The following is an 11,789-nucleotide window of genomic DNA, read 5'->3' on the forward strand; positions in this document are numbered from 1 at the left end:
CGCCCCGCACCATCGGCGACCCGCGCGCGCAGATAGGCGCCCAGGTCGCCGCGGTCGGCAAGCGCCGGGCAACCTGACCCCAGCGCAGCCGCCGCCAGCAGCACCCGAAGCAGACTACATGTTGGGATAGTTCGGCCCCCCGCCGCCCTCGGGCACCACCCAGTTGATGTTCTGGGTCGGATCCTTGATGTCGCACGTCTTGCAGTGGATACAGTTCTGCGCGTTGATGACGAAGCGCGGGTCCCCCGTATCCTGCCCCACCACCTCGTACACGCCCGCCGGACAGTATCGCTGCGACGGCTCGTCGTACATCGGCAGATTGTGGTCGATGGGGATACGCCGATCGCGCAGCGTCAGGTGGACCGGCTGATCCTCCTCATGGTTGGTGTTCGACATGAACACCGACGACAGGCGATCGAACGTAAGGGTCCCATCCGGCTTGGGATAATCGATCGGCCTGACCAGATCCTTGCGCCACAGGCTCTCGTGATCCGGACGGTGCTTCATCGTGAACGGCATCTTCAGTCCAAGATGCTCCGCCCACAAGGTCGCGCCCGACAACATCGTGCCGAGGTAATCCCCGAACTTCTTGTTGAGCGGCACCACGTTGCGCGCGACGCTCAGCTCCCTGTGCAGCCAGCTTGCCTCGAAGGCCGCGGGATAGGCGGAAAGCTCGTCGCCCGACCGTCCCGCCTCCACCGCGTCAAACGCCGCTTCCGCCGCCATCATGCCCGACTTCATCGCGCCGTGCGTGCCTTTCAGTCGCGGCACGTTGAGGAAACCCGCAGAACAGCCGATCAGCACGCCGCCCGGAAAGGTCAGCTTCGGGATCGCCTGCAACCCGCCGTCGTTGATCGCGCGTGCGCCATAGGACACGCGCTTGCCGCCCTCCAGGATCGCGCGCACCGCCGGATGCGTCTTCCACCGCTGCATCTCCGCAAACGGGGACAGATGCGGATTGGTGTACGACAGCCACGTCACGAAGCCGATCGACACCTGCCCGTTCGCCTGATGATAGATCCAGCCGCCACCGTTCGAGCCGTCCGTTTCGGACAGCGGCCAGCCCTGGGTATGAATGACGCGGCCGGGAACGTGCTTGTCGGGCGCGATGTCCCACAGTTCCTTGACGCCCAGCCCGTACACCTGCGGCTGCGCATCGCGCGCAAGGTCGAAGGTGCGTATCACCTCCTTGGTCAGGTGGCCGCGCACGCCTTCGGCAAGGAACGTGTACCTGGCATGCAGCTCCAGCCCCGGCTGCCACTCCGGCTTGTGCGTGCCGTCGCGCGCGACGCCCATGTCGCCGGTCGCGACGCCCTTCACTGATCCGTCGTCGTGGAACAGCACCTCGGCCGCCGCGAAGCCGGGGAATATCTCGACGCCCAGCTCCTCGGCACGTCCCGCCAGCCAGCGGCACAGACTGGCCAGCGAGCAGGTATAGGCTCCCTCGTTGTGCAGGAACGGCGGCGTCAGCATCTCGGGAACCGTGTAGTTCCTGCCGCGGGTCAGGACCCAATGAAGGTTCTGCGTCACCGGCGTTTCGGCGAGCGGGCAGTCGGTGTCGCGCCAGTCGGGCAACAGTTCGTCCATCGAGCGCGGATCGATCACCGCGCCCGAAAGGATATGCGCGCCGACCTCCGATCCCTTCTCCAGCACGCACACCGACAGCTCGTTGCCACGCTCCGCCGCCAGCTGCTTCAGCCGGACCGCCGCCGTCAGTCCCGCCGGTCCCGCGCCGACGATCACGACGTCATAAGGCATCGACTCGCGCTGGGACATCTCTCCACTCCTGTCGGCGACCGCCATCCGCGGGCAGGCATTCGGACGCGCCCCGGCCACCATCCGTCCGAACCGTCGTTCCCGCGAATTGACGTCGCGGTCAATGTGCCACCAACAACATGGGGTGACAGGGGCGGACCACAACCTCGATCGGGCGCTGGCGGCCAGCACGCTGCAATGGTGGCGCGACGCCGGTGTCGACACGCTCGTGGACGAGGAACCGGTCGACTGGCTCGCCGCGCCAGCCCGCGTCCCGGTCACTCCTGCCACCCCGGCGACCACGAGGCCGGCCACCGTCGTTCCCGCCGCGATGCCTGCGGACCTTGCCGGGTTCCTGGCGTGGCGGATGGGTCCCGATGCACCCGAGGCGGGCTGGCCGGGTCCCCGGATCGGGCCTGAAGGTCAGGCGACCGCAACGATCGTGGTGACCGACGTGCCCGAGCGGGACGACCTTGCCGCCGGTCGTCTGCTGAGCGGTGCCGCAGGCATGCTGTTCGACCGGATGCTCGCCGCGATCGGGCTGGATCGTGCAGGGATACAGCTCGTCCCCGTCGCGACCGCGCGTCCCCCCGCCGGCCGGATCGGCGGCGCGGACGAAGCTCCGCTGGCGCAGGTGTTGCGCCACCATCTGTCTCTCGCGCGCCCCGATCGTGTGCTGCTGCTGGGCGATGCGGCAAGTCGTGCGGCGCTCGGGCTGAACTGCGTCTCGGCACGGGGTTCTTTGCATTCCGTTAACCATCATGGCGGACAAGCACGGGTAATAGCGAGTTTCACCCCGCGCTACCTGCTCGATCGGCCGAAGGCCAAGTCGGATGCGTGGCGGGACTTGCGGTTGCTGATGGGAATGGTGGCGTGACGCAGAGCAGGAAAGCCAAGCTGCTGGTTGCGACGCTGTTCGCGGGCGTGGTGCTGCCACCTGCCTCGGCATGGGCGAGCGAAGCGCCGGCCGCCACCGCGGTGGCCGTCGACGCCGGCGCCAGCGTCGACACGGTGGCGCCTCGCGCGGGGTCGAAGGACGACGGCATTCCCGACCAGCTCGATGCCGTGCAGCGCGGGGGCTATCGCATCGTCTTCGATGCGATCCGCGAGAGCCGCTGGACCGATGCGCAGCTGGCGCTCGACGGGATGAGGCCGGGTCCCCTCCACGCGATCGCGCGAGCCGAACTCTATATCGCGCATGGCTCGCCCAGGATGGACGCCGCACCGATCGTCGAGGTCCTGACACAGGCGCCCGAGTTGCCGGAAGCCGATGCGCTCGCCCGCCTCGCCCGCGCCAAGGGTGCCGCGGACCTGCCCGCGCTGCCGGTGGCTCAGCGGATGACCTGGATCGACGGATCGCCGAGCAGAGCGCGCGCCAGGAGCATCAAGAGCGAACTGGTCGCCGCCGACCTCGCGCAGAGGATGAAGCCCTTCGTGAAGGACGACCAGGGCGCCGCCGCGCAGGCGCTGCTCGACGCGACCGAGGGCCTGTCCTCCGACGCGCAGACCGAGTGGCAGCAGAAGGTCGGCTGGATCTATTATCTCCAGGGCGACGACGCGAACGCCCGCGCCATGGCGGTGAAGGCCGCGGCGGGAACGGGCGACTGGGCGCTCCAGGGCGAGTGGGTCGGCGGGCTCGCCGCCTGGCGGCAGGACGACTGCGCCGCCGCGGGCAAGGCGTTCGAGGACGTCGCCACGCGCGCCGCGGATACCGACCTGCGCGCCGCCGGGTTGTTCTGGTCCGCGCGCGCAGACATGGCATGCGGCCGGCCCGACCTGATCGAGGCGCGGCTGAAGAACGCGGCGCAGTTCCGCGAGACCTTCTACGGCCTGCTCGCGCGCCAGTCGCTCGGCATCCAGGACGCGCGCGCCAGGGCCGGCGACCGGTTCGTCGCCGCCGACTGGACCGCGCTGGAGCGGCGACCCAACATCCGCGTCGCCGCCGCGCTGGCGGAAATCCGCGAGACCGCGCTCGCCGACCAGGTATTGCGCCGCCAGGCGGAGATCGGCGAGCCGTCGGAGTTCGCGCCGCTCGTCCGCCTCGCCGCGAAGCTGGACCTGCCCGCCACGGTTGTCTGGCTGTCGCACAACGGCCCCGTCGGCATGACGCCGCCGGTCGCCGCGCGCTATCCCGCGCCGAACTGGACGCCCGACGGCGGATGGCGCATCGACAAGGCGCTGGTCTATGCCCACACGCTGCAGGAATCGCGTTTCCGCACCGACGTCGTCAGCCACGCCGGCGCCTATGGCCTGATGCAGATCATGCCGTCGGTCGCGAAGGATTATGCCCGGCTCCACGGGACGTTGCCCGATCGCGCGGCGCTGAGCCACCCGTCGACCAACATGGAACTGGGCCAGATGCAGCTGGAGCGGCTGCGCGATCAGGCCGCGACCGGCGGGCTGCTGCCCAAGGTCATCGCCGCGTACAATGCAGGACCCGTGCCGGTGCAGCTGTGGAACGCGCTGTCGCGCGATGGCGGCGATCCGCTGCTGTATATCGAGTCCATCCCCTATTGGGAGACGCGCGGCTATGTGATGACGGTGCTGCGCAATTACTGGATGTACGAGGGCCAGCTTGGCAGTTCCGCCGCCAGGGGCGCCTCGCCCAGCCGCGTCGCGCTGGCGCAGGGGATGTGGCCGCGCTTTCCGGGGCTTTCCGGACCCAGCGCGGTGCGGCTGAACGCGCGCGCGCCGCGTACGGCCACGGCCAGCACCGCCCCGGTGGCGACCGCCGTGTCGCCCGCCTTCACCTCGCCCATGCGCACCTTCGCCACTGCCGACTGACCGCATGCCGCTGGACGAGAACGCCGCGTTCCTGCCCGTCAGGATCGCGGTGCTGACCATTTCCGACACGCGCGGGCTCGCCGACGATCGGTCGGGCGATACATTGGTCCAGCGACTGACCGGCGCCGGCCACCTCCTCGCCGACCGCGCCGTCGTTCGCGACGACGTCGCGCTGATCGTCGCGCGGCTGGACGGCTGGATCGACGACCGCCAGATCGACTGCGTCGTCACGACCGGCGGCACCGGCGTTACCGGCCGCGACGTCACGCCGGAAGCGATCGAACGCGTCGCCGAAAAGATGATACCCGGCTTTGGCGAGCTGTTCCGCTGGCTCAGTTTCGCCAAGATCGGCACCTCCACGATCCAGTCGCGCGCCTGTGCCGGCGTCGCGAGGGGCACCTATCTGTTCGCGCTGCCCGGATCGACGGGTGCGGTGCGCGACGGCTGGGACGGCATCCTCGCGACGCAGCTCGACAGCCGGCATCGCCCCTGCAACTTCGTCGAGCTGATGCCCAGGCTCCGGGAACGCTGACCCGTCAGGCGCGGCGGTCGTTCGCGATCGATACGGCGCCGGGCGGCGCGGCGATCCCGATCGCCGACCGGCGGAGGCGTGCCGCGACGCGGACGATCGTCACGCCCGCCGCCAGGATCAGGAACGGCATCGCCGGGGCGTGATAGCGCGTCTGGCCGGTGAAGCCGAACGCCGTCGCACTGACGAACACCGGCATCGGCACGAGCAGGGCCAGCGGCTGAGCCGGCCCGCGCCGCACCGCGCCGATCGCGGCGGGGACCAGCGAGACCGCAGCCAGCGCCAGCACGGCCAGATAGCCGAGCTGATTGACCCCGGCCACGATCGTCCATGTTCGCGACCGCTCCGGATAGCTTGCCTCCAGCGCCCAGAACGCGTCGCTGTCCTTGCGCCAGACCAGCATGACCTTGCGCGGCCCCAGCGCCAGCCAGCGTGCGGGGTGGCGCGCGATCCAGGCCCTGGCCAGCGCCTTGTAGCGATCGTCGATGTCGACCTGACGCGCGATGCGGTCCGCGAACGGGATGCCGACCTGCGCCCACAGCGGAGTGCGCTCGACGGCCATGAAGTCGCCGTCCGCCAGATCGTTCGCGCCCGTGTAGAGCGCGACGCCCCCGTTGGTCGACACCAGCACCGGCGCGTTCATCACCGTCACGTTGCGCCACGTCCAGGGCAGCACCGTCGCCGCGAGCCCGGCGTAGCAGAGCAGTCCCGCCGCCAGCGCCTGGCGCGGGCGCCAGTCGCGGCAGGCGAGCGCGATGCCGATCACCGCGCCGGCCGGGAACAGCAGCATCTGCGCGCGCATCAGCGTCGCCAGCCCGAACGCGATGCCCGCCAGCAGGACGAGCGGCGCACGATGCCGGCCGACGATCAGCAGCAGGAACGCCGACATGCCCAGCGCGGTCGCGACCGTTTCCGACATCGCCTGCCCCGCATAGGCGATCGAGGCGGGATAGACGGCTAGGATCAGCCCGGCCATGCGAGCGGCCGTCCTGTCGATCCCCAACGCCCGGCCGAAGCCCAGCACGAGCGCCAGCGTCGCCGCCGCGCCGGCCAGGTTGAGCAGCATCGGCCCGAGCAGCGACGGCCCGCACGACCACAGGCTCGCCGCGAGCAACGCGGGATATCCGACGGGCCAGAAGGCGGTCGGGTGGCCCGCCTCCTGATACCCCAGGCCACGCGCCATCTCGGCGGCACGGACCATATACCATTGCGCATCCGACACCGGTCGTTGCGGCACCAGCAGCATCAATGCGAGCCGTGTCCCGATCGTCAGTACGAACAGCACCGGGACGACCCGGTCGGCCGATCCCAACTGGTCCAGTCGGTTAGCGACCCGTCCCATGCTCCGCCCCCACGCCATACCCGGCCTCCCGGAAAGCGGCGTACCCGCGACAGTGTTACGGCTTCGTCGACGCAGGAGGGTTAACGGCGCGACCGGCCGTCAGTCGTCGACCTGCATCGCCGCGAGCTCATGCCCGTCGGGATCGCGGAAGTGGAACCGCCGGCCGCCCGGGAAGCCGAAGACCGGCCGCGTGACCGACCCGCCCGCCGCCTCCACGGCCGCCAGCACCGCATCCAGATCGTCGACCGCGATCACCGGCAGCGGCGCCGCGGTCCGCTCGGCCGGATCGGCCTGCAGCCCCATGTCGGTGTCGCCCGTCATCGTCGAGGCATAGGTCGGCCCGAACGGCGCGAACGTCCAGTCGAACGCCGCCGCGTAGAAGGCGCTTGTGGTCGCCGCATCGACGACCGGCAGTTCGAGGAACGCAAGCCTGGCCATGAGGTTCTCCGAATCGTTCTTGATGTGTTCTCTCCGAGAGGATAGCCTGTGTCAATGGCCGGCCTTCGTCCTGTCCGTGGCGCCACGGTGAACATCGACAGCGGTCGCTTCGGCCTGCCGGCGGTCGAGCCGGACGGCGACTGGCTGGACGCCCGCGAGCTGGTCGACGGCGCGGCGCCGAGGCTGCGCACCACCGTCACCGTCGAGCATCCGCGCACGATCATCAGCCGCAACGCTTCGCCCGACGTGCCCTTCGACCGGTCGATCAACCCGTATCGCGGCTGCGAGCACGGCTGCATCTATTGTTTCGCGCGGCCGACGCACGCCTTTCACGACCTGTCGCCGGGGCTGGACTTCGAAAGCCGCCTGTTCGCCAAGCCCGATGCGCCGGCGCTGCTGCGCGCCGAACTGTCGCGGCCCGGCTATCTGGTCCAGCCCATGGCGCTGGGCACCAACACCGATCCCTATCAGCCGATCGAGCGGCACTGGCGGATCACGCGGGGCGTGCTGGAGGTACTGGCGCAGACCGGGCATCCGGTGACGATCACCACCAAGTCCGATCGCGTCCTGCGCGACCTTGACCTGTTGTCGGCGATGGCGGCACGCGGACTGGCGAGCGTCTGCATGTCGATCACCTCGCTCGATCCCAAGGTGGCGGGGACGGTCGAGCCCCGCGCGCCGCACCCAGAACGACGACTCGCGGCGGTGCGCCGGCTCGCGGACGCGGGGGTGCCCATCACCGTCTCGATCGCGCCCGTCATCCCCGCCATCACCGATCACGAGATCGAGCATATCGTGGAGCGCGCGGCGCGGGCGGGCGCGCGGGCGGCGTTCTTCATCCCGGTGCGGCTGCCGCATGAGGTGGCGCCGCTGTTCCGCGCGTGGCTCGACGAACATTTCCCGGATCGCGCGGCCAAGGTGATGGCGACGATCCGCTCGCTGCGCGAGGGACGCGACAACGATCCCGCCTTCTTCACGCGGATGCGCGGGAGCGGACCATGGGCCGAACTGATGCGCACCCGCTTCCGCATCGCCTGCCGCCGCCACGGCCTGAACAGGGAGCGCATCACGATGCGGACCGACCTGTTCCGCGCGCGCCGTGGCGATCAGGGCGAGTTGTTCGACTGATGCAGCCTAGCGCGACGTCGCGAGTTGTCGTCGTTCAGGTACAAGGAGAACGACGATGGACGAGGACAATATCGATCCGGTAGCCGCCGAACCGGAAGGCAAGGCCAAGAAGACGCCGGGATGGAAGGCGAAGGAAGAGCCGGAGTCCGGCGGCGGTTACGGCAACCATGCCCCGGAACCTCCAACGCCCAATCAGTCGGAGTGAGACGGACCTCATCCTTGCAGAAAAGAAGCCAACGCCGGCATCCGGAACGCGCCTTGGTGACCCCTACGGGATTCGAACCCGTATCTCAGCCGTGAAAGGGCCGCATCCTAACCCTTAGACGAAGGGGCCGTCCGGATGGGCGGGCGTAGGGCGTCCGCCCGCGGTGGTCAAGCGTCCGGGCAACGCCTGCCCGGACGCTTGACCACCGCGGTGGGCGTCTCAACGATCGCCGCTGCCGGGTTCCGCCATGTTGCGGTGCTGCTGCGCCAGGATCGTATCCGGCACGACATGGGCGACGACGTTCTGGATCTTGTTCTTCCAGCCTGAGGTTATCGCCGCCTTGCCGGCCATCATCGCTTCCCACCCGTCCTTCGCCACGTCCGCGGGATCGCTCTTGGACTGCGACTGGCCGACCTCGGTGTCCATCATGTGCCCGCGATCGAAGAACTCGGTCTCGACCGGTCCGGGCATCAGGTTGGTGATCGTGACCCCTTCATGGTCCTTGATCTCGTTGATGAGCGCGGGCACGAAATTGTCGAGATAGGATTTGGTCGCGTTGTAAACGGCCTGGAACGCGCCGGGGATGTGTCCGGCGATCGAGCCGGTGACAAGCACTCTGCCCTCCCCGCGCGCAACCATCTGCTTCAGTACCTTCTGGACGATGTAGCTGGTACCGAACACGTTGGTGTCGACCACCTTGCGCCATTCGGCCACCGGCTGATCGAGGAACGCATGCCCGAGGCCCCGACCGGCGTTGGCGCACAGCACGTCGATCTGCCGCCCGCCCGTGGCCGCGAGCAGCCGGTCGATTCCCTCGACCGTCGACAGATCGGCCTCGACGGACTCCACCGCGATGCCGTGCGCCTTGAAGTCGTTGGCGGCGGCGTCGATCAGCGGTTCGTCCGCCGCGACGATGAGGTCGAAGCCGTTCTGCGCCGCGAGATGCGCGAGTTCGAAACCGATGCCTGTCGACGCGCCGGTGATGATCGCAAGCTTGTTGGCCATGATGCTATTCCCGTTGGATGAGGGTTCAGGCGAAGACCGTTCCGGTCTTCAGGACGATCTTCGTCACTTCGTTCTGCTGCTCCTTGAACATCTTGTAGCCCTTGGGCGCGTCTTCCAGCGGCATGCGGTGCGAGATCATGAACTCGGTATCGATCTTGTCCTCCATGATCGCGTTCAGCAGCGCGGGCATGTAATGCTGGACATGTGTCTGGCCGGTCTTGAGCGTCAGGCCCTTTTCCATGAACGCGCCCAGCGGGAACTTGTCGACGAAGCCGCCGTACACCGCGGGCATCGAGACGCGCCCGCCCTTGCGGCACGCGATGATCGCCTGCCGGATCGAATGCGGACGGTCGGTGCCCAGCATCAGCGCCGCCTTCACATGATCGACGATGTTGTCGACGAACATGCCGTGCGCCTCCAGCCCGACCGCATCGATCACCGCGTCGGGGCCGATGCCGCCGGTCATCTCCATCAGGGCCTCATAGGTCGCCGTCTCCTCGAAGTTGATCGTCTCGGCGCCGAACCTCGCCGCCAATTCCAGCCGATGCGGGTAGTGGTCGATCGCGATCACCCGCGCGGCGCCCATCAGGAACGCGGACTGGACCGCGAACAGCCCGACCGGACCGCAGCCCCAGACCGCGACGGTATCGCCATGCTCGATGCCGGCATATTCCGCCGCCTGCCAGCCCGTCGGCAGGATGTCGGACAGGAACAGGACCTTGTCGTCCGAAACGCCGTCAGGGATGACGATCGGGCCGACGTCGCTGAACGGCACCCGGACGTATTCCGCCTGGCCGCCCGCATAGCCGCCGGTCATGTGGCTATAGCCGAACAGCCCGCTCGTCTCCTGGCCGTACAGCTCCCGCGCGATGTCCTGGTTGTCCGCGGGCAGGCCGTTGGGACAGGCGGAATATTGGTGCTTGCCGCAATGGTAGCAGCTGCCGCAGGCGATCGTGAACGGCACGACGACCCGCTGGCCCTTGCTGAGCGTGGATTTCGCACCGACCTCGACGACCTCGCCCATGAACTCGTGGCCAAGGATGTCCCCGGACTTCATGGTCGGGATATAGCCGTCGTACAGGTGCAGGTCCGAACCGCAGATCGCGGTCGACGTCACCTTGATGATGCAGTCGCGGGGATTGACGATCTCGGGATCGGGCACGTTGTCGATGCGGACGTCGTGCTTGCCGTGCCATGCGAGTGCCTTCACAGCCCCATCTCCTCGTGCTGCCTGGGGTTCATCGCGGGCGTCGCTACCTCCCCCGCCTCCATCAATTGCTTGAAGCGGTTGAGATCGCGGCGCGCCTGAATCGCGGGCTCCTTCTGAAACATCTTCGCGATCAGCTTGCCGACGACGCCGCCCGGCGGATCGTAGAGGATCGTCGCCGTGACGACGGTGCCGCGCCCCTCGACCGGATCGAAGGTGACGGTGCCGCTGTTGGGCACGTCCGCCCCTTCCTCGCTGGTCCAGGCGATCAGGCGGTTCGGCTCGTCGGCGGTGACGCGCGCGTCCCACTCGACCGTCTTGCCGCCCGGAGCCTTCACCATCCAGTGCGAAAGCCGCGCGTCCTTCACGTCGATCGAGACGACGTTTTCCATGAAGCTCGGCAGATTGGAGAAGTCGCGGAAATAGGAATAGACCTCCTCGACCGGCCGGTTGATCGTCACCGCGCGGCCGATGATCGTGTCGCCCTTGGCATCGGCGATGGCGGAGGACGCCTCTCCCGCGGGATCGCCCGACTTGGCGGTCGCGACCGGCGCATCGTCGGAATCGTGGGTGTCGGTCATGGAAAACGCTCACCTCGGTTGATTTGCGTCCAGAACGGCTCGCATCGAGTCGGCGTTCCGGATGAAGCGCCCCGAACTGGGTGATCTAAAGCAAGGCACGCCATGATCGCCGCACTACCCGCGTCGGCATGCGGCGCCGGGATCGCGTGGCCGGCGGCCGCTCCAGTGGCCCGGTCTAGTGACCCGGCGTCGCGCCCGCGCAGCCGATCAGCCCGGCAACCGGCAGGACGACGCTGTCGCGACCCGGCCTCGACAGCGTCAGCGCCGCGCTCGGCACCGTGCCGCCCTGCGTCAGGGCGGGGTCCATGACGATGGCCATGTCCAGCGCGACCTCGACGCCGGCCGTGCGGTAACGGGTCGTGCCGGAGAAGCCGAAGCTGACGACGCCCTGCTGCTCGGCGCGCGCGAGGTCCACCGCGCGGCCGTCGATCGTCACGCGCAGCCGCGCCGGTTCCGCACTCGCCATCGCCACCAGCTCGCGCCGCTCCCCCGCGCTCCACAGGAACACGGCGCAGCCGGTGGCGGGCAGCTGCTGGCGCGCGATCGGCCCCAGCGGCGAGCCGTCGATGCCGGACGCCGCCTGCCCGGACGCCGCCTGTATCGCCAGGAGGAGTGCGATCATGTCCCCGCTCCTATCATCGCCAGCCAGATCGGGTAAGCCGCCGCCGCCATCAGCGCCCCGAACGGCACGGGAGCATCGGCGGCCACCCGCCGGCCGCGCAGCGCGTTTGCCGGACAACTGGACCTGTTCTTTGCGGCGGAGCTCACGTATGCGCCGAGTTCGCGAGGTGGCGACTTGCACACCCTCCGCGAGG

Annotated in this window: 12 protein-coding genes, 1 tRNA gene and 1 pseudogene; 5 read left to right on the forward strand and 9 right to left on the reverse strand. The window is 68.8% G+C overall.

The genetic code is table 11. The features are described 5' to 3' along the window. Positions 1 to 114: 114 nt before the first annotated feature. Complete coding sequence (locus tag HUV01_RS06380) at positions 115 to 1,776, reverse strand: electron transfer flavoprotein-ubiquinone oxidoreductase (protein ID WP_174297469.1); 1,662 nt, start codon at positions 1,774 to 1,776, stop codon at positions 115 to 117. Between the two features lie 124 nt (positions 1,777 to 1,900). Here HUV01_RS06380 and HUV01_RS06385 point away from each other — a divergent pair, with 124 nt between their 5' ends. Genes HUV01_RS06385 through moaB form a run of 3 tightly spaced genes read left to right on the forward strand, consistent with a single transcriptional unit; the run spans position 1,901 to position 5,071 of the window. Further along, positions 1,901 to 2,632: a uracil-DNA glycosylase family protein gene (locus HUV01_RS06385; RefSeq protein WP_254606423.1), complete on the forward strand. Its 732-nt coding sequence runs from the start codon at positions 1,901 to 1,903 to the stop codon at positions 2,630 to 2,632. Next, positions 2,629 to 4,539 (forward strand): lytic transglycosylase domain-containing protein, encoded by a 1,911-nt coding sequence (locus HUV01_RS06390; RefSeq protein WP_438827151.1) that lies wholly within the window; start codon positions 2,629 to 2,631, stop codon positions 4,537 to 4,539. Before HUV01_RS06385 ends, HUV01_RS06390 begins: the two co-directional genes overlap by 4 nt. Positions 4,540 to 4,543: 4 nt before the next feature. After that, positions 4,544 to 5,071 (forward strand): molybdenum cofactor biosynthesis protein B, encoded by a 528-nt coding sequence (gene moaB, locus HUV01_RS06395; protein ID WP_174297471.1) that lies wholly within the window; start codon positions 4,544 to 4,546, stop codon positions 5,069 to 5,071. A 4-nt stretch (positions 5,072 to 5,075) separates the two neighbouring features. Here the strand turns inward: moaB and HUV01_RS06400 are convergent, their stop codons facing one another. Together HUV01_RS06400 and HUV01_RS06405 are read right to left on the reverse strand one after the other, a co-directional pair. Beyond that, on the reverse strand, positions 5,076 to 6,410 hold the full coding sequence (locus tag HUV01_RS06400) for a hypothetical protein (RefSeq protein ID WP_174297472.1): 1,335 nt from the start codon (positions 6,408 to 6,410) through the stop codon (positions 5,076 to 5,078). A gap of 99 nt (positions 6,411 to 6,509) precedes the next feature. Next, positions 6,510 to 6,848 (reverse strand): VOC family protein, encoded by a 339-nt coding sequence (locus HUV01_RS06405; protein ID WP_174297473.1) that lies wholly within the window; start codon positions 6,846 to 6,848, stop codon positions 6,510 to 6,512. A 54-nt stretch (positions 6,849 to 6,902) separates the two neighbouring features. On the opposite strand from HUV01_RS06405, the gene HUV01_RS06410 reads away from it, so the two are divergent. Both HUV01_RS06410 and HUV01_RS06415 read left to right on the forward strand, forming a co-directional pair. Further along, positions 6,903 to 7,976, forward strand: coding sequence for a PA0069 family radical SAM protein (locus HUV01_RS06410; RefSeq protein WP_174297474.1), 1,074 nt, complete (start codon positions 6,903 to 6,905; stop codon positions 7,974 to 7,976). A 55-nt stretch (positions 7,977 to 8,031) separates the two neighbouring features. Then, a complete protein-coding gene (locus HUV01_RS06415; protein WP_174297475.1) occupies positions 8,032 to 8,181 on the forward strand; it encodes a hypothetical protein in 150 nt (49 codons plus the stop codon). A 54-nt stretch (positions 8,182 to 8,235) separates the two neighbouring features. Here HUV01_RS06415 and HUV01_RS06420 read toward each other — a convergent pair. The 6 genes and pseudogenes from HUV01_RS06420 to HUV01_RS06445 all read right to left on the reverse strand — a co-directional run. After that, positions 8,236 to 8,310: transfer RNA gene (locus HUV01_RS06420), tRNA-Glu, on the reverse strand. Between the two features lie 90 nt (positions 8,311 to 8,400). Next, complete coding sequence (locus HUV01_RS06425; protein WP_174297476.1) at positions 8,401 to 9,186, reverse strand: SDR family NAD(P)-dependent oxidoreductase; 786 nt, start codon at positions 9,184 to 9,186, stop codon at positions 8,401 to 8,403. A gap of 25 nt (positions 9,187 to 9,211) precedes the next feature. Beyond that, the gene (locus tag HUV01_RS06430; protein ID WP_174297477.1) at positions 9,212 to 10,396 is read right to left on the reverse strand and encodes a zinc-dependent alcohol dehydrogenase; all 1,185 of its coding nucleotides are present in this window, start codon (positions 10,394 to 10,396) and stop codon (positions 9,212 to 9,214) included. After that, entirely contained in the window at positions 10,393 to 10,974 is a 582-nt protein-coding gene (locus HUV01_RS06435) for an SRPBCC family protein (protein WP_174297478.1), read from the reverse strand. Before HUV01_RS06435 ends, HUV01_RS06430 begins: the two co-directional genes overlap by 4 nt. Positions 10,975 to 11,149: 175 nt before the next feature. Continuing rightward, the gene (locus tag HUV01_RS06440) at positions 11,150 to 11,596 is read right to left on the reverse strand and encodes a hypothetical protein (RefSeq protein ID WP_174297479.1); all 447 of its coding nucleotides are present in this window, start codon (positions 11,594 to 11,596) and stop codon (positions 11,150 to 11,152) included. Further along, a pseudogene (locus tag HUV01_RS06445) lies at positions 11,593 to 11,789 on the reverse strand (hypothetical protein); the annotation flags it as partial. The gene HUV01_RS06440 and the pseudogene HUV01_RS06445, both read right to left, overlap by 4 nt.

This window comes from Sphingomonas bacterium (genome assembly GCF_903643035.1).
In the GTDB taxonomy this organism is placed as follows: Bacteria; Pseudomonadota; Alphaproteobacteria; order Sphingomonadales; family Sphingomonadaceae; genus Sphingomonas.

Bases quoted from the DNA above. Each gene is read 5' to 3' on its own strand.
- HUV01_RS06380 (WP_174297469.1), bottom strand. From the start codon at position 1,776: ATGTCCCAGCGCGAGTCGATGCCTTATGACGTCGTGATCGTCGGCGCG.
- moaB (WP_174297471.1), top strand. From the start codon at position 4,544: ATGCCGCTGGACGAGAACGCCGCGTTCCTGCCCGTCAGGATCGCGGTG.
- HUV01_RS06400 (WP_174297472.1), bottom strand. From the start codon at position 6,410: ATGGGACGGGTCGCTAACCGACTGGACCAGTTGGGATCGGCCGACCGG.
- HUV01_RS06405 (WP_174297473.1), bottom strand. From the start codon at position 6,848: ATGGCCAGGCTTGCGTTCCTCGAACTGCCGGTCGTCGATGCGGCGACC.
- HUV01_RS06410 (WP_174297474.1), top strand. From the start codon at position 6,903: ATGGCCGGCCTTCGTCCTGTCCGTGGCGCCACGGTGAACATCGACAGC.
- HUV01_RS06415 (WP_174297475.1), top strand. From the start codon at position 8,032: ATGGACGAGGACAATATCGATCCGGTAGCCGCCGAACCGGAAGGCAAG.
- HUV01_RS06425 (WP_174297476.1), bottom strand. From the start codon at position 9,186: ATGGCCAACAAGCTTGCGATCATCACCGGCGCGTCGACAGGCATCGGT.
- HUV01_RS06435 (WP_174297478.1), bottom strand. From the start codon at position 10,974: ATGACCGACACCCACGATTCCGACGATGCGCCGGTCGCGACCGCCAAG.
- HUV01_RS06440 (WP_174297479.1), bottom strand. From the start codon at position 11,596: ATGATCGCACTCCTCCTGGCGATACAGGCGGCGTCCGGGCAGGCGGCG.